The organism is Lelliottia sp. SL45 (genome assembly GCF_026672535.1).
In the GTDB taxonomy this organism is placed as follows: domain Bacteria; phylum Pseudomonadota; class Gammaproteobacteria; order Enterobacterales; family Enterobacteriaceae; genus Enterobacter; species Enterobacter nimipressuralis.
This window is the reverse complement of the sequence record NZ_JAPPRH010000002.1, coordinates 76,973-99,401: the sequence shown is the minus strand read 5'-3', so window position 1 is coordinate 99,401 and position 22,429 is coordinate 76,973. Positions and strand designations below refer to the sequence as shown.

The 22,429-nt window shown below is 54.6% G+C and carries 21 protein-coding genes; 14 read left to right on the top strand and 7 right to left on the bottom strand.

Features of this window, described 5'->3' with window-relative positions:
- The first annotated feature begins 5 nt into the window (after positions 1-5).
- The 3 genes from OVA10_RS04350 to OVA10_RS04340 are packed head-to-tail and all read left to right on the top strand — an operon-like array spanning position 6 to position 2,383.
- The gene (locus tag OVA10_RS04350; protein ID WP_268195469.1) at positions 6-764 is read left to right on the top strand and encodes a C40 family peptidase; all 759 of its coding nucleotides are present in this window, start codon (positions 6-8) and stop codon (positions 762-764) included.
- A 37-nt stretch (positions 765-801) separates the two neighbouring features.
- On the top strand, positions 802-1,851 hold the full coding sequence (parM, locus tag OVA10_RS04345; protein WP_181827187.1) for a plasmid segregation protein ParM domain-containing protein: 1,050 nt from the start codon (positions 802-804) through the stop codon (positions 1,849-1,851).
- Entirely contained in the window at positions 1,844-2,383 is a 540-nt protein-coding gene (locus tag OVA10_RS04340; protein ID WP_123429895.1) for a hypothetical protein, read from the top strand. Before parM ends, OVA10_RS04340 begins: the two co-directional genes overlap by 8 nt.
- A 72-nt stretch (positions 2,384-2,455) precedes the next feature.
- Here OVA10_RS04340 and OVA10_RS04335 read toward each other — a convergent pair whose 3' ends face one another.
- Positions 2,456-2,737, bottom strand: a complete 282-nt coding sequence (locus OVA10_RS04335; protein WP_100777994.1) for a YjcB family protein — start codon at positions 2,735-2,737, stop codon at positions 2,456-2,458.
- A 496-nt stretch (positions 2,738-3,233) separates the two neighbouring features.
- Between OVA10_RS04335 and OVA10_RS04330 the strand changes: the two genes are divergently transcribed.
- Complete coding sequence (locus OVA10_RS04330) at positions 3,234-4,631, top strand: sensor domain-containing diguanylate cyclase (RefSeq protein WP_268195601.1); 1,398 nt, start codon at positions 3,234-3,236, stop codon at positions 4,629-4,631.
- Positions 4,632-4,969: 338 nt separating this feature from the next.
- Positions 4,970-6,556 carry an EAL domain-containing protein gene (locus OVA10_RS04325; RefSeq protein ID WP_100777993.1) on the top strand — a complete coding sequence of 529 codons (1,587 nt, stop codon included), beginning with the start codon at positions 4,970-4,972 and terminating at the stop codon, positions 6,554-6,556.
- Here OVA10_RS04325 and soxS read toward each other — a convergent pair.
- Positions 6,553-6,879: a superoxide response transcriptional regulator SoxS gene (gene soxS, locus OVA10_RS04320; protein ID WP_100777992.1), complete on the bottom strand. Its 327-nt coding sequence runs from the start codon at positions 6,877-6,879 to the stop codon at positions 6,553-6,555. The two genes, OVA10_RS04325 and soxS, sit on opposite strands and share 4 nt — an antisense overlap.
- Positions 6,880-6,977: 98 nt before the next feature.
- Between soxS and soxR the strand changes: the two genes are divergently transcribed.
- The 4 genes from soxR (at position 6,978) to OVA10_RS04300 (ending at position 12,042) form a co-directional block, all read left to right on the top strand.
- Positions 6,978-7,436 (top strand): redox-sensitive transcriptional activator SoxR, encoded by a 459-nt coding sequence (gene soxR, locus OVA10_RS04315; protein WP_100777991.1) that lies wholly within the window; start codon positions 6,978-6,980, stop codon positions 7,434-7,436.
- Positions 7,437-7,802: 366 nt separating this feature from the next.
- On the top strand, positions 7,803-8,471 hold the full coding sequence (locus OVA10_RS04310) for a glutathione S-transferase family protein (RefSeq protein ID WP_268195466.1): 669 nt from the start codon (positions 7,803-7,805) through the stop codon (positions 8,469-8,471).
- A 304-nt stretch (positions 8,472-8,775) separates the two neighbouring features.
- On the top strand, positions 8,776-10,125 hold the full coding sequence (gene ghxP, locus OVA10_RS04305; RefSeq protein WP_102105724.1) for a guanine/hypoxanthine transporter GhxP: 1,350 nt from the start codon (positions 8,776-8,778) through the stop codon (positions 10,123-10,125).
- A 273-nt stretch (positions 10,126-10,398) separates the two neighbouring features.
- Entirely contained in the window at positions 10,399-12,042 is a 1,644-nt protein-coding gene (locus OVA10_RS04300; RefSeq protein ID WP_231276214.1) for a Na+/H+ antiporter, read from the top strand.
- A 67-nt stretch (positions 12,043-12,109) separates the two neighbouring features.
- On the opposite strand, the gene OVA10_RS04295 is transcribed toward OVA10_RS04300, so the two are convergent.
- Complete coding sequence (locus OVA10_RS04295) at positions 12,110-12,997, bottom strand: LysR family transcriptional regulator (protein WP_100777987.1); 888 nt, start codon at positions 12,995-12,997, stop codon at positions 12,110-12,112.
- A 102-nt stretch (positions 12,998-13,099) separates the two neighbouring features.
- Between OVA10_RS04295 and OVA10_RS04290 the strand changes: the two genes are divergently transcribed.
- Both OVA10_RS04290 and OVA10_RS04285 read left to right on the top strand, forming a co-directional pair.
- Positions 13,100-13,510, top strand: coding sequence for a CidA/LrgA family protein (locus OVA10_RS04290; RefSeq protein WP_100777986.1), 411 nt, complete (start codon positions 13,100-13,102; stop codon positions 13,508-13,510).
- The gene (locus tag OVA10_RS04285; protein ID WP_100777985.1) at positions 13,503-14,192 is read left to right on the top strand and encodes an LrgB family protein; all 690 of its coding nucleotides are present in this window, start codon (positions 13,503-13,505) and stop codon (positions 14,190-14,192) included. Before OVA10_RS04290 ends, OVA10_RS04285 begins: the two co-directional genes overlap by 8 nt.
- A 37-nt stretch (positions 14,193-14,229) precedes the next feature.
- Here OVA10_RS04285 and actP read toward each other — a convergent pair whose 3' ends face one another.
- On the bottom strand, positions 14,230-15,879 hold the full coding sequence (actP, locus tag OVA10_RS04280; RefSeq protein WP_100777984.1) for a cation/acetate symporter ActP: 1,650 nt from the start codon (positions 15,877-15,879) through the stop codon (positions 14,230-14,232).
- Positions 15,876-16,190: a DUF485 domain-containing protein gene (locus OVA10_RS04275; protein ID WP_100777983.1), complete on the bottom strand. Its 315-nt coding sequence runs from the start codon at positions 16,188-16,190 to the stop codon at positions 15,876-15,878. The genes actP and OVA10_RS04275 overlap by 4 nt, the downstream gene beginning before the upstream one ends.
- Before the next feature lie 242 nt (positions 16,191-16,432).
- Between OVA10_RS04275 and OVA10_RS04270 the strand changes: the two genes are divergently transcribed.
- Entirely contained in the window at positions 16,433-17,638 is a 1,206-nt protein-coding gene (locus OVA10_RS04270; protein WP_268195462.1) for a tyrosine-type recombinase/integrase, read from the top strand.
- Between the two features lie 474 nt (positions 17,639-18,112).
- Here the strand turns inward: OVA10_RS04270 and istB are convergent, their stop codons facing one another.
- On the bottom strand, positions 18,113-18,868 hold the full coding sequence (gene istB, locus OVA10_RS04265) for an IS21-like element ISEc10 family helper ATPase IstB (protein WP_174340113.1): 756 nt from the start codon (positions 18,866-18,868) through the stop codon (positions 18,113-18,115).
- On the bottom strand, positions 18,865-20,364 hold the full coding sequence (gene istA, locus OVA10_RS04260) for an IS21 family transposase (RefSeq protein WP_268195033.1): 1,500 nt from the start codon (positions 20,362-20,364) through the stop codon (positions 18,865-18,867). Before istA ends, istB begins: the two co-directional genes overlap by 4 nt.
- A 143-nt stretch (positions 20,365-20,507) precedes the next feature.
- Here istA and OVA10_RS04255 point away from each other — a divergent pair, with 143 nt between their 5' ends.
- Positions 20,508-20,876 (top strand): hypothetical protein, encoded by a 369-nt coding sequence (locus OVA10_RS04255; RefSeq protein WP_268195460.1) that lies wholly within the window; start codon positions 20,508-20,510, stop codon positions 20,874-20,876.
- A gap of 473 nt (positions 20,877-21,349) precedes the next feature.
- The gene (locus OVA10_RS04250; RefSeq protein WP_268195458.1) at positions 21,350-22,267 is read left to right on the top strand and encodes a LysR family transcriptional regulator; all 918 of its coding nucleotides are present in this window, start codon (positions 21,350-21,352) and stop codon (positions 22,265-22,267) included.
- The last annotated feature ends 162 nt before the right edge of the window (positions 22,268-22,429 follow it).

Here is a 22,429-nt window from a genome sequence, read left to right as displayed (position 1 = left end):
GAGTGATGTTGACCTTTATCCCTTTCCCGATCCTGCGCTGTATGGCGCTGGCTGCCGCGCTGATGGTGGCCGGGACTGTTCATGCCGACGCCGCGCCGCGTCGTGAGACGGTCTCCGAAGAAGAGGCCGCCGCCAACGCGCGGATGCGCAATCGCGCGGCGCTGCTGAAAAAAGCCCGCACCCGCATCGCCGTGGTGCCGGTGACGCCGGAGCAAAAGCGCAAGCTGAGCGAAGCAAAACGCCTTGAGCGGGTACAAAACCGCGAACAGCTGGCGATGCATAAACGCTGGCAGCCCGGAAAACTCTCTACGGACATGATCTGGGAGCCGCTCCCCGGCGAGAAGATGAGCCCGCGCCTGCAGGCGTCGCTGAAAAAAGTGATTCATTTGCTGCAAGAGCAGATTGGCAAACCCTACGTCTGGGGCGGCCAGACGCCGGAGCAGGGCTTTGATTGCAGCGGCCTGGTGTTCTACGCGTTCACGCCGGTGCTGAGCCGCAATCTGCCGCGCACCGCCAACGGTATGTATCAGGACCGCACGCTGAGACAGATAAAACAGGACAAATTGCGACGCGGCGATCTGGTGTTCTTCAACATCAACCAGCGCCCCGTCGCGGATCACGTCGGCGTCTATCTCGGGGACGGCAAATTTATCGAAGCCCCGCGCACCGGCCTGAATATTCGTATCAGCCAGCTTTCCGATAACTTCTGGCAGGACCACTATCTCGGTGCCCGCCGCATTTTAACTGACGAGGCTGTGCTCTGACGCGGCCCCCTTTTTCAGAACGATTGAGACATTTTCCATGACCCAGACTTGCAAAAAATTCGCCATCGACGACGGTTCCACTAACGTCAAAATCAGCTGGATTGAAAACGGCACCCTGAAGACCGTGGTCTCGCCGAACTCCTTCCGCAAAGACTGGAAGAGCGCGGCGCTGCTGCGCGGCCAGGCGGTGCACAACTACACCATCGGCACCACCAAATACACCTACGATGCCACGTCCGATAAGGCGCTCTCTACTACCCATATCGACTATCAGTACGACGATTTAAATCTGCTGGCGGTGCATCACGCCCTGCTTCAGACCGGGGTAACGCCGTGCGACGTAGAGGTGATTGTGACCTTACCGATCACCCAGTTCTACAAGCCGGACGACTGTCAGCGTAACGAAGAGCGCATCGAAGCGAAGCGCCAGAATCTGATGCGCGATATCACCCTGAACAAAGGCGAGCTGTTCCGCATCGTGGATGTGCAGGTGATGCCGGAGAGCCTGCCTGCGGCGCTGTCCCATCTGCTCAACTCGAACGTTAATGAATTTACCAAATCGCTGGTGATCGACTGCGGCGGCACCACCCTGGATATGGGCGTGGTGATTGGCGAATTCGACGATGTGTCGGCCATCTACGGCAACAACGAAATCGGCGTGGCGATGGTGACGGACGCGACGCGCAAACTGCTGGCCGCTGCCGACAGCGACTCCAGCTATCTGGTGGCGAATGAGCTGATCAAGCGCCGCCACGATCTTAACTTTGTAAAAAGCGTGATTAACGACGAATCGCGCATCGACGACATCCTCGAAAAGATTGAGATTAAAATTCAGGAGCTGGGCGATCAGGTCGCTTACGAAGCGAAAAAATTCGCCAAAAACCCGAACCGCGTTTACCTGGTCGGCGGCGGTGCGCACCTGATCGAAGGGGCGATTCGCGACGTCTACGCGACCCTCGGCGATCGCGTGGTGAGCATTGAAAATCCGCAGAGCGCGCTGTCGCGCGAAATCTGCCTGTACCACTCTGACGCCGGTGCGCAGACGGTCGAGGAGCCGTTAATGGCCGAGGTGGGTGACGATGCGTAAGGGACAGATTCGGCGCGTCAATCTGTCCCTGCACCTGACGCCAGACCAGTCGCGCGCGGATCTGCGCGCGATGCAGCAGCTGCAAAAGTGGCATCAGTCCATGGACAAGTCTGCCAGCATTGACGACACGAATATGGAGATCCGCGCGTTCCACCGTGACGTCTACCTGGCGGGCCTGCAGCTGCACCTGATGGACCCGTCCCTGTGCCACCATGTGGCGGAATCGCTGGGGCGCGAAACGCTAACGCTCGCGCAGCTGCTGGGGGAATTGACGCCGCAGGAGTCTGTGCCGGAAAAAGCGGTGGATAGTTCCGCAGAGCAGCTGGCGCAGTTACAGATGATTCGTGACGAAGTTGCAGCCCTGAAGCCGCTGCTGGAGCAGCAGAAGCTGGCGTTACAGCAGTTAAGAATGGCCGGGAAAACGGCGGCGGAACCTGAGCGTGCGGCGAGTGGCAAAGAAGAGCTGGATTTGAGTCAGGTGGATGCGCCTACGGAGAAGATGAAGAAGGTACGGCAGAAGGGCATTTTCTAGCGGCTGGTGCCAGCTATCCTGACCCTCTCTCTGTGTGAGAGGGCCGGGATGAGAGGACTAAACACGCAGCGATCAGGTAATGACCATCGGCCAGTCAGGCGGGGTATGGCTCATCGCTTCGATCATCACCTCTTTCATGTTGCCCCAGATCGTCGCCACGTCCACCATGGTGATACCCAGTAATCCCGTCGCGAACCAGCATGCAGCGCCCACGCCCAGTAAGGTGCTAATCACCGCCAGCCCCGCAAGGTCAGATTTACGAAATTGAATGTTCAGCGTGCTGGCTAAAAACATCAAAACCGCACTCAACAACGGCCAGCGCAGTAAAACCATGCTGGTGGTAATGGTCGCCATAAAACCAAATCCTCGGAAAGCGTGTGAACAACAATGAAACAGTGTTTCGCGTTACAGAATATGTGTGAACTATATCACATTTGTTCTTTTATTCGCCAGTCTCGTTGCGGCAAAAATGTGCGCTTTTTAACCCTTCTCAGTAAAAGAAGGGGTAAGCAAAATATATCTTTGCAGACTAATCGTGATTTCATGTACGTCTTTATAACGAATTCATTGAGATACAAAAGTCTCTACAGCCAGGAGGGGTCTGTACAATATTTACAGTATTAGACCTATGGCTTATGCTTGAACGGACAATAAAATATACACAATTAATAATTCAGGTTACTGAATTCATTGCTTTTTATTCTCTGGTGTCACTTATTATTCACACACACATGCAATTTTTCACATATTTATGCGTTGCCTGGAATAAAAGCTCTCAATGAGATTATTCGAATCCTGAGTTATTCGTTGCGCCTGTTTTCTAAGTTTCAACGACCTGCGAATAAACATGATGAAAGAGACATGCCGCGAAATTGTTAACGACAGCATGCAGGCTTTGCATGCTTTAGCAAAATTGATGCCGCTGTTAACGTCCCAGTGTTCGCTGACTGAGATGCTGGAAACGATCAACCGCTCGCTGGGTTCGGCGCTGGCGTGGGTGAGTGTGGATGATGACAGCGGCTTGCCGCGCGTGGTTTGCGCGGGTGATGTCACCTGCCACTCTTTTGAAGTGACCGATTTTCTTGCCAGCACGCTGATGAAGCGTCATCACCGCTCGTGGCGCGCCATTTACTGGAAAGAAAATATTGGCCGCTCGCTTTTTAACGCCCAGCATCCGGGATATGTGCAATTACAAAGCGGCGTGTTATGCAAACTCTCTTCCCGGGATGGCAGCTGCAACGGCTATTTCTTCCTGGGGTTTTCGCAACGATTGTGTGCATTACCGACGCTGAAAAATGTGGTGGTCGTGCTGGTCGAAAAATTAAAAGATTATTTTGCCGATATGATTTCCCGCGAGCGAACGGCAAAAGAGATGCAGCTGGTGGTGACGCAATATAAAACGTTATTTGAACGCGCGCCGGTATTAATGAACTCTTTTGATCGGCGTAATCGCTGCGTACTGTGGAATATGGAGTGTGAAAAGATATTTGGCTGGACGATGGCGGAGATCAATATGTATCCCGATCCGCTGGCGCTCTTTTATCCCGATCCGGAAGTGCGGCAGCGGGTCCGCGAATCGGTCCATGTGTCGCCTCTGAAAGATATGTACGAGTGGCATCCGATCCGTAAAGACGGGGAGGAACTCACCATTCTGTGGTCGAACATTCTGCTGCCGGACGGCTCTATTCTGAATATTGGTCTGGATATCACCGAGCGTAAAAAAGCCGAGCAGCAGTTGGCGCTGAAAGCCACCACCGACGACCTGACCGGCTGCTTGAATCGTTCGGCGATTTTACAGGCGCTGCAGAGCGCTCTTGAGCGCAATCAAATGCACGATAGCCCATTCTGCGTGCTGATGTTTGACCTGGATTATTTCAAGCAGATCAACGACGAGTGGGGCCATCAGGTGGGTGATGCCGCACTGATCCACTTCTGCGATCGCCTGCGCGAGTTAAGCCCTGCACATTCCGCGCTGGGGCGGGTTGGCGGAGAAGAGTTTTTACTTCTACTCTCAGAGGCGGATTGTGAAGTGGCTATAGCCCTCTCGACAAAGCTGCGCGCGGCGCTGCTGGAGCGGCCGATGTGGGTGGGCGATAAATCACTGCTGCTCACCTTCAGCGCCGGAGTGGTGGAGGTTGGGCATGGACAACGCGATACCTCGTCGCTGCTTACCCGCGCCGACAAAGCTTTATATGATGCAAAACGAAGCGGCAGAGGGAAAACGGTGATTGCCATTGATTATTTATAAATCAATATCGGGATAAGCCGTATCCAATAAGTCTGAAAATTCATGATCACGCTGAGCTTTTTTCATGCTGTCGTGAGTTTGGCTTAATCAATGATCCTCTGTTGTGTTATCTTAAAACTCACCGTTAAGTCTTGATATTTATTTTCCTTAATAAAAACGGCACGCATTCTTTAAGTTTGGCTTACGGACAAATAATATCGTCATAACCAAATATTGGGTTTCTGATGATAAAAGTCAGTTGCTAACTTCGCATGATTCATGCAACGTAATCACCTGTTTATCAAAGCATCCGGCCTTCATTACTACAGGCACACATATTGCAGGGATATAGGGCGGAAATGAATCGTAGCGCACGGCGCAAGGTGCTGAGGGTAGTCGGGATCATCATGGTAGTTTTGCTACCGGTGATGCTGGCGCTATGGTTTGCCCAGCTAAGAGCCGTCACCGAAACAAGCAGTCAGCTACGCTCCTTTGCGCAACTCGCTTTAGATAAAACTGAACTGGTAATTGAACAGGTTGATTTAGCCCGCGACGCCGCCGAAAAATATCAGGGCGAGATTTGTTCCCCCACCCATCGGCAATATATGTTGAACGTTGTGCGTGGCCGTCTGTATGTGTCCGATTTAATTTATGCCGAAGGCCAGCAGTTTCTCTGCTCCACGGTAATGACTCCCGATAAGCCGTATCTGATACCTGACGCAAATTACAAACGAAAACCTGACGTCTCTATCTATTATTTCCGCGATACGCCCTTTTTTGCTGGTTATAAAATGACGTATATGCAGCGCGGGAATTATGTCGTCGTGGTCAATCCGCTCTCATACAGTGAAGTGATGTCGACAGATCACTCTCTGGCGTGGGGCGTATTTGATACGGTGACCAATGCCTTCTTTTCCGTCAGCCCACGGGCCAATATTTCTTTATTACACACGCTCGTCGGAAATGTGAGCGCGCCATTTCAAAAAGACGATCGTTTTTACACCATCGTCAGCTCAGCGAAGCGGCCTATTGCCGCGATCGTTTCAACATCCAATACCCGTTTTTATGAAATTCTTTACCACCAGGCCACATTGACCCTGCCGCTGGGGATGATTTGCAGCATTATTATTTTGCTGGTCTGGTCGCGCACGCACCGTGAATTTAATTCGCCAGGTCGGTTATTGCACCGCGCGCTCAATAAGCGCCAGCTGTGCGTTCATTATCAGCCGATCATTGATATTAAAAATAACCGCTGCGTCGGTGCCGAAGCGCTGCTGCGCTGGCCGGGGTTTAATGGCCCGGTGATGAGCCCGGCAGAGTTTATTCCGCTGGCGGAAAAAGAGGGGATGATTGAGCGCATTACCGATTATGTCGTCGAAGAGGTGTTTAACGATCTCGGTGATTTCCTCGGCAACAATCCGCACCTCTATATTTCGATTAACCTGTCGGCGTCGGATTTCCACTCGTCGCGCCTGATTGCCCTGATCTCGGATAAAGCACGGCATTACTCCGTGCGGGCGCAGCAGATTAAAATTGAGGTAACGGAGCGCGGGTTTATTGATGTGCCGAAAACCACGCCGGTGATTCAGGCGTTTCGCCAGGCGGGTTATGAGGTGGCGATCGATGATTTTGGCACCGGGTATTCGAACCTGCATAACCTCTATTCGCTCAACGTCGATATCCTGAAAATCGATAAGTCGTTTATCGATACCCTGACCACCAATAGCACCAGCCACCTGATTGCGGAACATATCATTGAGATGGCCCAAAGTCTGCGGCTGAAAACCATTGCGGAAGGGGTGGAAACGGCGGAGCAGGTGACCTGGCTGCTCAAGCGCGGCGTGCAATATTGTCAGGGCTGGCACTTTGCGAAGGCGATGCCGCCGCAGGAATTTATGACCTGGCAGCAACAGCCTGTCGGCGTGCTGATCCCGCGCACGAGTTAATTCAGCTGGTGGCGGTAGTCGCTCGGTGTGCGGTCGAATTCGCGACGAAACACCCTGGAGAACGTCTGCTGCGACACATATCCCAAATCCATCGCAATATCAAAAATCGGACGCTTGGTCGTGCGCAGAGCCTGTGCCGCCAGCAGTAACCGACGCTGACGGATGTAATCCCCCAGCGTCTGATGCATGACGGTGCGGAACATCCGCTGCAGATACCACTTCGAATAGCCCGACTTTTTAGCGACAGCGTCAATATTTAACGGTTGGTCGATATGTTCATCAATCCATTCAATCAATGTCTGAATAATTTGCTGATGCGACATAAGGTTGCCCCTCTTTAGATACAACTTTCTCTGTTGATTCGTCGTTTTCTCTGCGGGGGAGTATAATTCCTCAAGTTAACTTGAGGTAAAGAGGTTTTATGGAAAAGAGATTACCCAGAATTAAGGCGCTGCTGACGCCGGGGGAAGTCGCAAAGCGTAGTGGGGTGGCGGTCTCAGCGCTGCATTTCTATGAAAGCAAAGGCTTAATTAAAAGTATCCGCAACGGGGGCAATCAGCGCCGCTACACCCGCGATGTGTTGCGCTACGTGGCGATTATCAAAATTGCGCAACGGATCGGCATTCCGCTGGCGACCATCGGCGATGCGTTTGGCGTGCTGCCGGAGGGGCACTCCCTGAGTACGAAAGAGTGGAAGCAACTATCCTCCCAGTGGCGTGAGGAGCTGGATCGGCGCATTCATACGCTGGTGGCGTTGCGCGATGAACTGGACGGGTGCATCGGCTGCGGGTGCCTGTCGCGCAGCGACTGCCCGCTGCGAAATCCGGGGGATACGCTGGGGGCGCAGGGGACCGGCGCGCGCCTGCTGGAAGAAGATTAAGCTCGCAGGGTTTATGTGCCGGATGGCGCAATGCATATCCGGCCACCATAAAAAGCATAATCCTGTGGACTGACTAAAATGTAGTAGCCACCCAACGCAGAAAAAACTAAAGCGCCAGACTAAGGCGCTTTAGTTTATTCCCGGTCTTTGTCTTTCTCTCTATCCCGTTGGTACACGGGAGGGTTTCCCCCGACATCAACACCCCTCATGTCGAGCACGTTGGGGAGGTTCCGGTTTGTGTTGACACTTTAATTGTATGCAAAACCCGGTTGTTCGCCAGTGGGTTTGGTCAGAATCTCGCCAAAACTTTTTCGCCATGTTGTGCAATTTTCTATAGTTAGTTTGTATGAATCACAGGAGAAAACCATGCTGACGCTCCACCACCTGAACCAGTCCCGCTCCCAGCGCGTCATCTGGGCGCTTGAAGAGCTATCTGTGCCGTATCAGATTGTCCGCTACCAGCGTGAAAAAACGATGATGGCGCCCGCGTCGCTCAAAAAAGTGCATCCCCTGGGCAAATCGCCGGTGATCGAGGATAACGGCCTGATCCTCGCAGAGTCCGGCGCCATTCTGGAATATCTGCAGGAGACCTATGACACCCAGTCTCAGCTCAAGCCTGAGGGCGCGGTGGACAAAAATCAGTACCGCTTCTGGCTGCACTATGCGGAAGGTTCCCTGATGCCGCTCCTGCTGATGAAGCTGGTGTTTGCCAGCCTCGGTAAGCCGCCGATTCCGTTTGGTATGCGCTCGCTTGGCAAAGTGCTGGGTGGGGGCGTGCAAAAAGCCTGGCTCAATCCGCAGCTCGAAACCCACGCGCGCTATATCGAATCCCATCTCAGTGAAAACACCTGGTTTGCCGGTGAGCAGCTGAGCATGGCCGATATCCAGATGACCTATCCGATCTTCGCACTGCTGGCACGCGGTGGGATCGACAATCTTCCGTACACCCAGGCGTGGAAAAAAAGAGTGGAAATGCGTCCTGCCTGGCAACGCGCGATTCAGCAGGGCGGGCCTTTTGAGATCCCTGGCGGGTGACAGATTGTTATCAAATTGCGCATTCACGATAACGTTTGCGCATCCTCTGGTTATTTCTTCAGCGTCATAAGGGAATTTTAGCGAAAAACGATAAAGTTCAGTTGAAAAGGGCGTGGATTACGCTAGATAATCGTTTGCCTTCAATTCACCACCCGTTTTGTCAGCGCGGAGCTAAACGTTTGCTTTTTTTGTGACGGCCCCTTTTCGTCGCAAACGCAGCACAAGGATTTGACGTTTCGCTGGCAGTGGAGTTGTCCACCACGCTGACAGGCGAATGATAAAAATTTCTCAGGGGATGTTTTCTATGTCTACGCCATCAGCGCGTACCGGCGGTTCACTCGACGCCTTGTTTAAAATTTCTGCTCGCGGCAGCACCGTGCGTCAGGAAGTTGTTGCAGGTCTGACGACGTTTCTGGCGATGGTTTACTCCGTCATCGTGGTGCCTGGCATGCTGGGTAAAGCCGGCTTCCCGCCGGCGGCCGTTTTCGTTGCCACCTGTCTGGTTGCGGGCGTCGGCTCCATCGTCATGGGCCTGTGGGCAAACCTGCCGCTGGCGATTGGCTGTGCGATCTCGCTGACCGCCTTTACCGCGTTTAGCCTGGTGCTGGGTCAGCACATCAGCGTGCCGGTCGCGCTGGGTGCGGTATTCCTGATGGGTGTGTTGTTCACCATCATCTCCGCCACCGGGATTCGTAGCTGGATCTTGCGCAACCTGCCGCAGGGCGTGGCGCACGGCACCGGTATCGGTATCGGCCTGTTCCTGCTGCTGATTGCAGCGAACGGCGTTGGTCTGGTAATCAAAAACCCACTGGACGGCCTGCCAGTGACCATGGGCCATTTCGCCAGCTTCCCGGTGATTATGTCTCTGATTGGTCTGGCGGTGATTATCGGCCTGGAAAAACTGAAGGTGCCGGGCGGTATTCTGCTGACCATCATCGGTGTTTCGATTGTCGGTTTGATTTTTGATCCGACCGTTCACTTCTCCGGCGTTTTCGCCATGCCTTCTCTGAGCGACGACCAGGGTAACTCCCTGATTGGTAGCCTGGATATCGTCGGCGCCCTGAACCCGATTGTTCTGCCAAGCGTGCTGGCGCTGGTGATGACCGCGGTGTTTGATGCCACAGGCACCATCCGCGCTGTCGCGGGGCAAGCGAACCTGCTGGATAAAGACGGGCAGATTATCGATGGCGGCAAAGCGCTGACCACCGACTCCCTGAGCAGTGTCTTCTCCGGCCTGGTCGGTGCGGCACCGGCGGCGGTGTACATCGAGTCCGCAGCGGGCACGGCGGCAGGTGGTAAAACCGGTCTGACGGCGATCACCGTGGGCGTGCTGTTCCTGCTGATCCTGTTCCTCTCTCCGCTCTCTTATCTGGTTCCGGCCTACGCGACCGCGCCTGCGCTGATGTACGTGGGTCTGCTGATGCTGAGCAACGTGGCGAAAATTGATTTCGCGGATTTCGTCGACGCGATGTCCGGCCTGATTACCGCCGTGTTTATCGTACTGACCTGTAACATCGTGACCGGCATCATGATCGGTTTCGCCTCGCTGGTGATTGGTCGTCTGGTCTCCGGTGAGTGGCGCAAGCTGAACATCGGCACCGTGGTGATTGCCATTGCGCTGGTGGCATTCTATGCGGGCGGCTGGGCGATTTAAGCCTGTCCGACGCCTTAAAACGGGTGGCTTAGGCCGCCCGTTTTGATTTTCAGACCCATTTCGTTGTCTTTTGCGTTACTCTGGAAGCGGTAGAATAGAAGCACGACGCTTCATGCTTATGCCTGTCATACGTCTGGTTGCACGTGCGTTGGCTGCGGTCATTCTCCCTCATCACTTACTTGAGTAAGCTCATGGAGATGCACTTACTGCCACCTTCTTTCAACTCGACTTATTTAGGGCATACACAATAAGAAACACGCAAACAGGGAACGCATGGAAATCTTCTTCACAATACTCATCATGACCCTTGTGGTCTCACTTTCCGGGGTAGTTACCCGCGTACTACCCTTCCAGTTACCCCTCCCGCTGATGCAAATCGCCATTGGTGCGCTGCTGGCGTGGCCGACGTTTGGCCTGCACGTTGAGTTCGACCCCGAGCTGTTCCTCGTGCTGTTCATTCCGCCGCTGCTGTTTGCCGACGGCTGGAAAACGCCGACGCGTGAATTTCTTGAACACGGGAGAGAGATATTTGGTCTGGCGCTGGCGCTGGTCGTCGTCACGGTTGTCGGGATAGGGTTCCTGATTTACTGGATCGTTCCGGGCATTCCGCTGATACCGGCCTTTGCACTCGCCGCCGTCCTGTCGCCAACGGATGCCGTGGCCCTTTCCGGTATCGTCGGCGAAGGCCGGATACCGAAGAAAATCATGGGCATCCTGCAGGGCGAAGCGCTGATGAACGACGCCTCCGGTCTGGTAGCACTGAAATTTGCCGTCGCAGTGGCGATGGGAACCATGATTTTTACCATCGGTGGCGCGACCGTTGAATTCTTTAAGGTGGCGATTGGCGGCATCCTGGCCGGGTTTGTGGTGAGCTGGCTGTACGGTCGCTCGCTCGGGTTCCTCAGCCGCTGGGGCGGTGACGAACCCGCCACGCAGATCGTCCTGCTGTTCCTGCTGCCGTTTGCCTCTTACCTGATTGCCGAACATATCGGCGTATCGGGCATCCTGGCAGCCGTCGCGGCGGGGATGACCATCACCCGTGCGGGCGTGATGCGCCGCGCACCGCTGGCGATGCGTCTGCGCGCCAACAGCACCTGGGCGATGCTGGAGTTTGTCTTTAACGGCATGGTGTTCCTGTTGTTGGGCCTGCAGCTGCCGGGCATTCTGGAGTCCTCGCTGGTGGCGGCAGAAGCCGATCCGAACGTGGAAACCTGGATGTTGTTTACCGATATCGTGCTGATTTACCTGGCGCTGATGCTGGTGCGTTTCGGCTGGCTGTGGACGATGAAAAAATTCAGCCTGCGTTTTCTGCACAAGAAGCCGATGGAGTTTGGCTCCTGGACCACGCGCGAGCTGCTGATTGCCTCGTTTGCGGGCGTTCGCGGGGCGATTACCCTCGCCGGTGTGCTCTCGATTCCCCTGCTGCTGCCGGATGGCAACGTCTTCCCGGCGCGCTACGAACTGGTGTTCCTGGCGGCTGGCGTGATCCTGTTCTCGCTGTTTATCGGCGTGGTGATGCTGCCGATTCTGCTGCAACACCTGGAGGTGGCCGACCACTCCCAGCAGCATAAAGAGGAGCGTATCGCGCGCGCGGCGACCGCCGAAGTGGCGATTGTGGCGATTGAGAAGATGGAAGAGCGTCTGGCGTCCGATGCGGAAGAGAACATAGATAATCAGCTGCTGAAAGAGGTGAGTTCGCGGGTGATTGGTAACCTGCGCCGCCGCGCCGATGGGCGTAACGACGTAGAAAGTTCGATGCAGGAAGAGAATCTGGAGCGCCGCTTCCGTCTGGCCGCGCTGCGTTCAGAGCGAGCCGAACTTTACCACCTGCGTGCTACGCGCCAGATCAGCAATGAGACGCTGCAAAAACTGCTGCACGATCTGGATTTGCTGGAAGCCTTGTTGATAGAGCAGTAGGACGCGCGGCCTGATGGCGGCATCCTTTCCCTCTCCCTTTCGGGGGAGGGGGAACACCCGCCGCAGGTTACTCCGCTGCGACCCAAAACCCTTCGCAGCACGTCAGCCACGCCTGGGCGCTGTGCGACAAATACACCCCTTCGCGCCAAATCATCCCCAGCTGCCAGTGCAGATCGCTCTCAAGCGGTATCCAGCGCAGCGTGTTCTTATCCAGACGCTCGCAAATCGGCTGCGGCAAAATCGCAATCCCGACGCCCGCCTGCACCATGGCGGCAAGAAAATCCCACTGACCGCTGCGCACGGCGATACGCGGTTTGACGTCATGCTGATGGAAAAGCTGCATCAGCTGGCGGCTCAGGGCGAAATCCTCGTTGTAAATCAGCAGAGGATGCTCTGCCAGCAGCTCGGGTTTTACCGTATCGATCTGCAGCCAGTCGCCGGAGCGCGGGACCAACACGCACAGGGGATGACTGAACAGCGGCAGCGTCGCCAGGCCGCTGTCCTCTTCGACGGGCAGGGCCGTCATCGCCAGATCCAGTTCGCCGTTCATTACCGCCTGCTGGACGGTCAGCCCGCCGAACTCGGAAATCTTCAGCTCGACGCCGGGATAGCGCTGGCGATAGAGGCTGATCGGTCCGGCCATCATCATGCCAACCATCGGCGGAATGCCTAAGCGCAGCAGGCCCTTGTTCAGGTGGTTAATATCGCCAAGCTCGGCTTCCAGCTGGCGGAACTCGGCCAGAATCGCCAGACCGCGCTCAAACACGACGCGCCCGGTATCTGTCAGCAACAGCTTGCGGCCATCGCGAATCAGCAGGGTACAGTTCAGTTCATCTTCGAGATTTTTCAGCATTTTGCTGATGGTGGGCTGGGTGACAAATAACTTCTCCGCTGCGCGGGTAAAACTCTGCTGGCGAACCACTTCGACAAAATAGCGCAGCGTTCTTATGTCCATGATTATTCCTCGAAACTATACCTTTGATGATTTTAATTCATTTCTGTCCACTCCGTGTGGTCACTATACTGGCGCCTCGTCTCATTTCTGAGGAATTCCCCCATGGCCGTGGCGTTAGGTCGTGTTACGCCTGCTGTTGTGCAACGGCTCCAGGTACCGGTTCAGGTACTGCTTTATGCCGCGCTGTTTGTTTTCGCTGAATATCTCGTTACCTGGCTGCATCTGCCGCTGCCCGCCAATCTGGTGGGAATGGTACTGATGCTGACGCTCATTCTGTGCCGCATCATCCCCCTGAACTGGATCCGCGCGGGCTCTCGCTGGCTGCTGGCGGAAATGCTGCTGTTCTTTGTTCCGGCGGTGGTGGCGGTGGTGAACTATGCGCAGCTGCTGATGGTCGACGGCTGGCGGATTTTCGCCGTCATCGCCCTGAGCACGTTGATGGTACTCGGCGCGACGGGATGGGTGGTGGATAAAGTCTATCGCTATGAGATCAGCAGGCAGAAGCATGACTAATTTTCACATCAGCGTGCTGTGCCTGGTGGTCACGCTGGTGATCTATTTTGCCAACAAACGCCTCTATCGCCGCTTCCACGCCCTGCCGCTGATGCCGCTGGTCTTTACCCCGTTGTTACTGGTGCTGATGCTGATCTTCGGCCACATCTCCTGGCAAAACTACATCGGTGAATCCCACTGGCTACTGTGGCTGCTCGGCCCGGCGACTATCGCCTTTGCCGTGCCGGTTTATGACAATCTGGCGGTGATCCGACGCCACTGGATGTCCCTGACGGCAGGTGTTGTGACGGCAACGGTCGTCGCAGTAACCAGCTCTGTGTGGCTGGCACGCTTGTTCACGCTGTCGGATGAGATCCAGCGCAGTCTGGCGGTGCGTTCCGTCACCACGCCCTTTGCGCTTGCGGCGGCGAAACCTCTCGGCGGCCAGCCGGATCTGGTGGCGCTGTTTGTGGTCGTAACCGGTGTGTTTGGGATGGCGGTGGGCGATATGCTGTTTTTACGTCTGTCGATCCGCGAAGGGATGGCTAAAGGTGCCGGGTTTGGCGCGGCGTCGCACGGTGCGGGGACGGCGCGTTCTTATGAGATGGGTCAGCAGGAGGGCGTGGTCGCCAGCCTGGTGATGATGCTGTCCGGTGTGGTGATGGTGCTGGTTGCCCCGCTGGTGGCGTGGGTGATGTTCTGAAGACTCCCCGGCCAGCGTGACCGGGGAGAGTTAGCACTTAATGCGCGCGGCCCTGATCGATCCCAAGACCCGTTTGTGAACGAATAAACTGGGCGCGGAATTTGTCGCGTTCCAGATTTCCTTCCGGTGAATTATCGGTGGCCGAGAAGAACCAAATTCCGATAAACGCCACGGCAATGGAGAACAGCGCCGGGTATTCGTACGGGAAGATGGCTTTTTCGTGACCGAGGATCTGCACCCAAATAGTCGGGCCGAGGATCATCAGAATCACCGCCGTCAGCAGGCCCAGCCAGCCGCCAATCATCGCGCCACGGGTGGTCAGTTTTGACCAGTACATGGAGAGCAGAATGATCGGGAAGTTGCAGCTTGCGGCAATCGAGAACGCCAGGCCGACCATGAAGGCGATGTTCTGTTTCTCGAACAGAATGCCCAGCAGAATCGCCACCACGCCCAGGATCAGCACGGTGATTTTAGAGACTTTCAGCTCCTGACGCTCCGTTGCCCCTTTACGCCACACGTTCGCATAGAGATCATGAGAGACCGCCGATGCGCCTGCCAGTGTCAGGCCAGCAACCACCGCCAGAATCGTGGCGAACGCCACGGCGGAGATAAAGCCGAGGAACAGGTTGCCGCCCACGGCATCGGCCAGATGTACCGCCGCCATGTTATTGCCGCCAATAAGCTGCCCCGCCGCATCTTTAAACGCCGGATTCGCCCCAACCAGCATGATCGCGCCAAAGCCGATGATAAAGGTCAGAATGTAGAAGTAGCCCATAAAACCGGTGGCATAGAAGACGCTTTTACGCGCTTCGCGAGCGTCGCTGACGGTAAAGAAGCGCATCAGGATGTGCGGCAGACCGGCCGTACCAAACATCAGACCGAGACCGAGCGACAGCGCGGATATTGGGTCTTTCACCAGCCCCCCTGGGCTCATGATCGCTTCCCCTTTCGGGTGAACCGCCATTGCTTCGGTGAACAGGTTGTTGAAGCTAAAGCCGACGTGTTTCATCACCATAAAGGCCATGAAACTTGCGCCGAACAGCAGCAGCACGGCTTTGATGATCTGCACCCAGGTGGTGGCGAGCATCCCGCCGAACAGAACGTACATCACCATCAGCACGCCGACCAGCACCACGGCGACGTGGTAGTTCAGGCCAAACAGCAGTTCGATCAATTTACCCGCGCCCACCATCTGGGCAATCAGGTACAGCGCCACCACCACCAGCGAACCGCAGGCGGAGAGGGTACGGATCGGGCCTTGCTTCAGGCGATACGAGGCCACGTCAGCAAAGGTATAACGCCCGAGGTTACGCAGACGCTCAGCGATCAGGAACAGAATAATCGGCCAGCCGACGAGGAAGCCGAGAGAGTAAATCAGACCGTCATAGCCGGAGGTGTAAACCAGCGCGGAGATCCCGAGGAACGATGCGGCTGACATAAAATCGCCCGCAATCGCCAGCCCGTTCTGGAAGCCGGTAATGTTGCCACCCGCCGTGTAGTAGTCATTACGCGAGCGCACGCGTTTCGACGCCCAGTAGGTGATGTACAGGGTCAGCAGCACGAAAATCAGGAACATGATAATCGCCTGCCAGTTGGTCGGCTGGCGTTGGACGTCGCCGGTCAGGGCATCGGCCGCATGCGCCGCAAAAGGCAGTGTGGCGGCTAGCGCCGTCAGAACTCGCTTCATGATGCTTTTACCTCACGCAGTACTGCTTTATTGAGACGATCAAATTCACCGTTCGCGCGCCAGACGTAGACGCCGGTCAGCACGAAGGAGATGACAATCACACCGATGCCGATGGGGATCCCGCGCGTGACGCTGGTTCCGGCGTGCAGCGGCGTGCCCAGCCAGTGCGGGGCAAAGGCGATCAGCAGAATAAAGCCGACGTAGATAATCAGCATGATGATGGAAAGGATGAAGGCAAACCGTTGCCGTTTTTCGACGAGCTCCCTGAAATGCGCACTATTTTCTATCTGCTGATAAATATCAGTATTCATCACAGAACTCTCCAGAGTATTGGTGTAGGGAAGGGCGTTTTTATTATTCCCTCTCCCTGCCAGGGAGGATCCAATCCGGTCTGTTGAATTCAACACAAATCAACAGACCTCTCTCTTTCTTTTCAGTATCGCCTTATTATAAGGCCTCATCACCCGTTTACCTTCCCTGAACGTCAACCGGGCTCTACCGGCATCATGCTGCGTTTGGGGGCCATTTCAGGGGCTATTTTCAGGTTATCTTCATGCCACTTACCGTACGACAAATTGAGTCGGCCAGACCTGCCGACAGGGACTACAAGCTTACCGACGGTCAGGGACTCTACCTGCTTGTCAAAACATCCGGGGCCCGTTACTGGAATCTGAAGTATCGCTTTGCGGGCAAGGAAAAGAAACTGACGATTGGCGTCTACCCGACCGTTACCCTGGCTCAGGCCCGTCAGCAGCGAGATGAGGCCCGCAGACTCCTGGCCGGAGGGAAAGACCCTTCATATGAAAAACAGGCCCGTAAGCAGGCGTTCCGGGAAAGCATCGCCAGCACCTTTCGCACGCTTGCTGAAGAATGGTTCACGCATATGGCACGCCGATGGACGCCACGCTATCTGGAAGACCAGCGGGCAAGAGTCGAAAATCACCTTTTTCCTGCAATAGGTGAGCGCCCGGTGACGGACATCCGTCCCCTGGAGATACTGAATGCCCTGCGGGTTATTGAAACGCAGGGCAAGCTGGAAGCACTGCGCAAAACCCGTCAGACCTGTGTTCAGGTATTTGATTACGCCATCGCAACAGGCCGGGCCACCGTCAATCCGGCCTCGGCACTCAGCAGCGTGCTGCTTCCGCCTGAACGCCAGCACCACCGGACGCTGACCGGGGAACAGCTGGGAGAATGCATGCGCGAGATGGAAGCCTCAGAAAACCTGATGGCGCTGGCAACGCGGCTTCTGGCACTGACGGCCGTGCGCACCGGGGAGCTTCGCCTGGCCACCTGGGATGAATTTGATTTCACCCGTGCCCTGTGGGAAATTCCGAAGGAGAAAATGAAAATGCGCCGGCCGCATATCGTGCCCCTTTCACGCCAGGCGCTGGCATTGCTGGCAGAGATAAAATTACGAACCGCTACACGCCAGTCCCACTTCGTTCTTCCGGGCGCGCGCCGCAGTGACCAGCCGCGCAGCCGGAAGTGCATCAACGAGTTTCTTCAGCAGGCTGGCTGGCATACCTTCACTACCGCCCACGGATTTCGCCATGCGTTCAGCACCCTCACCCACGACCATGATTTCAGTTCGGCATGGATTGAGCTTCAGCTCGCACATGTGGACAAGAACGCGGTGCGGGGTACCTACAACCATGCGCAGTACCTTGATGGCAGACGGGAAATGATGCAGTGGTATGCAGATTACATCGACAACCTGAAGCAGCAAAGACAGGTTCTTACCACGCCAGAACGTTAACCCTCATATCAGCAATATCATCACATGTCCCTGCCCGGAAACGGCGGGGACGTGATTTTTTCTTTTTTTTTACCCGGACTACGCGTGTGGTTAGCCTCAGGGGTGACAGATGGCGCATGAAAGGAATGCAAATGTACGCTTAGCGCATGATTTTTATGATACCTTTCACAAATTCAACATTCAGCATCTGCTGATAAAAAATAAAATCAGAATTCACCTATATTAACTTCCTGTGTGCATTAACCACACAAAGAAAGGTGCTATCCCTTCAGGGTAATGATTTTGATTTGCTGCTGCGCCGGACTGAATGAAACACAGAAAGCGTCAGCACAGAAACAGCCGCGCCAGTGGCCGGGGCTGTGAATGCTTTTTGAAAAAACTGTAAAAGCAGAATGATGATTTCACGCTTATCAGACGTCAACTAGTTTTGCCGACTTGCGCCAACTACTCTGGCCGCATCCATTGAGCGGGGTTTTACGCCACGTTGGTTACTGCCTTCGCTGTCTTTTTCCTGTAACTTTCTCCCTTCAGTTCGAACATATATCCGTGATGGATCAGCCGGTCGGCTGCTGCCACCGCCATCGTTTCATCCACGAAGATGCTGCCCCACGTGCTGAACGGATGATTGCTGGTGATGACCAGACTGCCACGCTCATAACGATGTGCGATCAGCTCGAACAGCACACCCGTTTCCGCGTTGTCGCGTTTGACATACCCGAGGTCGTCTATCACTATCACCCGGTAGCGATCCAGTTTCAGCAGAAGCTCGTTCAGTTTCAGTTGTGTCCGCGCTTTACGCAGCTCCTGCAGCAGCTCTCCGGCACTGTAGAACCGGGCCCGGTAGCCCAGCCCTATAACGCCATCCACGATCGCCGCTGCCAGATGGCTTTTTCCCAGACCACTGGCACCGAACAGCAGGACGTTTTCTCCGGCATCAACCCAGTCTGTCGTTTCGCAGAGCTGCCGGAACTGAGCGTTATTCAGTTCCGGCACCTGGCTGAAGTCATACTCACCCAGCGTTTTCGCCACCGGCAACCGGGCTTCCTTTTTATAGCGGCGTAGCTTTTCGCTCTCGCGCCACAGGAGTTCTTCATTGCACAGCGTCAGCAGATAGCGTGACGGGGTCCAGCCCTCCGCCAGCGCACGTTTCTCCAGCGCATGCCATTCCGCACTGACGCGGGTCAGACGCAGTTTGCGCAGACTACGCTCAAGGAGGTGGATATTGCTCACTGCAGACCTCCTTTTCCGCGCAGCAACTGCTCATAACTGCTCAGGTTGTGCTGAACCACACTGACCGCCGGTAGTTCCTTTTCCTTTATCCCCAGGAACCGCATCAGGCGGTGCAGATCCAGCTCACCCGGAGTATTCAGCATCTGCTCCATCCCCCGCGCCACGATAGAGATATCGTCATAGCCCGCAGCCAGTTTCAGGGCGTGCACCATCAGACGACCTGCTATCTCAGGCTTCAGATGATTACACAGACGACGCCACAGTCTTCGCCATTCATCGTCCGGCAGGATGTCATTTCTCAGCGTAGCATGGCAGAAGGCTCCGGGCTTTTTCGCCAGGCTGTCGATCACATGCCGGAAGTCGATCCGTCTGGCTCGTCTTTTCCCCTTTTCTGGTCTGACGCGAGGGCAGCTCATAACCTCGTTACTACCGATGTAACAACTCAGACGATCATCCCACACCCGAACCCGTAACAGCTGGCCAACAAGCCGGGAAGGCACGCTGTAGACGACAAGTTTGACGTTAATGGTACTGCTACTACTGACCCTTACCGTCAACTCGTCGTAGTCGGCGCTACGACGCAGCGGCAGTGGCTTCAGGTGGAGGCGCTCCTCCTTTACCAGATCCTGATTGTTACGGTTGTGACGCATAACCTGCTGGGTGATGAAGGCCTGGTATTCTTCCACGGTGCTGAAGTCATTACTGCCCCGCAGCATCAGCGCCTGGTGGATGCGTCTTTTCAGATGTCCGTGGGCGCTTTCAACCGAACCATTTTCGTGGCCACGACCGGCATTATTGTGCACGCCCTGCATACCATAGTGCTGGCAGAGGGCAGCATAGCGCTCAGTCAGCTCGCGGCGCCCGTCTTCACCCTGATGTTTCCATGCTGCCCGCAGACTGTCCGTTTTATGCTCTGTTGGTACACCTCCCAGTTGCCCGAGGGCTTCCTGCAGGCCTTCAGCAAGGGCAGAGAAGCTCTCACCACCCAGCACGACCCGCATCCAGCTCCAGTGGCTCCACTCAAGGCGGAAGTGGTACAGCTTATGCGTCAATAACTTGCCATTGATGGTGACAACTATACCTTTGAGCTCGGTAAAGTCCGACAGGCCGCGCAGGCCGGGCTGATGAAGTTGCCGGAACATCACTTCCTGCTCAGCACCATACTGCAGCTTCCACTCGCGGACCCGCCGCTGCATTGTCCTGCGGAGGCTGTTGGGGTACTGACCGGGATATTTATCCTGCAGCATTTCAAGCAGGGTCGTGGGCATCAGGGCGGGCCTTTCCTTCAACAGGGGAACAAGCTCGTTGTCCCAGACGGCCTCAAGCGGATCTTTACGTGTGCGCCAGTGACGATTACCGGTTTTAGACCACTGATCTTTTTCGATCCTGCGACCTGAGCGAACAGAGATACCGGCCTTCATGGCCGAGATATGCTGGGTTACACCTTTTTTACGTTGAGTCATGTAATAACTGACCTGATGAGTATTGAGCGTCACGCCATTTCCTGTGGGATCGTGTACATGATGCTCAGATTACAAAATCGGCCAGAATAATCAGCGCCAACCGGACTGAGTTATTGTCGTCTCATACCCGCTGTTTTGCTGAAATATTAATGTGAGTCACAGGGAGAGACTTTCCTTTGCATAAGAAAACAAAAGCCACTCTGGCGCTTATATTCACGGCCGTCGTTACAGTCACCGTCGCAGGCTTCACGGCTGAAGGTAAACCTGTTTATGTGTCGGATGCCGAAGCGCGGACGGCATCATACCTGACGAGCAGTTTCGGTCCGGTGCAATGCATGACTTCCCGCGCACCTGAAGGGAAATGGGTGATGCTTTGCACCACCGGAGATAAAGGACTGCAGTTTGAATACCAGGTACTTGCGGCAGAAACGGCTCCCGGCAGGGTATCCAGAAGCTTTTACCTTATTGCCCTGAATGAACATGCGCGGCAAAGCGCTCAGGAGGGGCTGATGAGATACCTTCAGGTCGATACCGGAAGTCGCTGATGCCATTCATGGTAGCAGGCAGTATGACACCAGGTAATAAGATTATTCGCTTAAACATTATTCTCTGTCCGGAAATGCATACGACGTGTACCCCGGGCAGGAATACCAGCTCAGCTTTGCCCTGAAGTCCGGCACTATTTTATTTTTTTCAGGCCGCTATTTAATTAATGAAAATGTGAATGGACAACCCGCTGGTGAATATCTTTACGACGGTTACGCACATTTTAAGTGCGAGCAACTCCGCGCAAGGATAGGCGGTTATGATTCTTTTATTCCGGGAAAGGTACCACAGGGCGGAGGTGAGTACAGATAATTTATCATACTTTCTTTTTTGACAGGCGTGAAGAAGACATTTTATTAACAACGCCCCTGTAAACCTTCTCAGGTCCGCAGGTGCTGTGTATGCAAACGAATGTGAAGCGCATCATATTTCAATACTGGTATGTTGATATGGTTTAAAAAGGGAAGCCCTTATGAAAAATAGCTTCAAAAGAAGTGAGCTTGTCGCTGTCTCTGAAGTTGATAAGTACAAAAACTATGGCCTGGCAGCAAAGACTCTCAATATTGCCCAGGCCAACCTGAGCAGAACAATAACAACTGTTGAGGAACGAATCGGGCTGAAGATATTCGAAAGGGACACGAGACCAATCAGAACGACGCGGTTTGGCAGCGAGTTTATTCATCACATTAAAAAAACGCTCGACGTAATGGATGAGCTGTCGTCTTTCGCAGAAAACTACAAGCAGTCATTAAATGACCGGGTGAACATTTGCGCCCCCATCGGTATCCTCATCTATCTGGCGAGGCATATTTTACCAAAGGTCAGGGAGGCCAGGCCAGAAATCGGCTTTCGTTTGACTACGCATAACACAACAGCAACGACCGGCATAACAGTGAGGGAGGATGCGGACATCACGTTCACTTATTCAGCCCCCACGAATGAGCCTCTCGTGGCAAAGCGAATTGCCGCAACAGCTCTGGATGTTTACAGCACGGAAGACACGCTGCTGAGATATCCGGTCTCGGATATAAGGGATTATGAACGCTATCCCTGCATCAGGGTGGCCGAAAAGGCTGAGCAGTCCTGTAACTGGTGCCTGTATGATAAAAATGAAAGTAAGGAAATAAAACTCAGCGTAAACGGAAACTATGTGGTTGATAACTATATGACCGGTCTGGAGCTTGCCAGAACCAGCAATCATTTTTTCCTTGCGCCCAAAATACTCATAAATGAAATGAACGCGCCGGACCTAAAACCAACTCTACCTACCAATACAGAAGCTTGCGGTTCTGTATATATGGTTTACAGGCCAAAAGCTTACCTACCCTATCGCATAAGCGTTGTCACGGAGCTGATAAGCAAACTTTTGGGGGATGATTTTTCAATGTGACACCCGTACTGAAGTGCCGTAAATTTATTCACAAGACGGCATGCTGTTATATAAAACGCTTATACGCGGACCAGAGCGGGTAAAATGAGCCTGTTACTGGATGGGTGAGCATAACCAGCCACGGTCATATGAGACGCATTGCACGGCATAACAAAAGCAGGA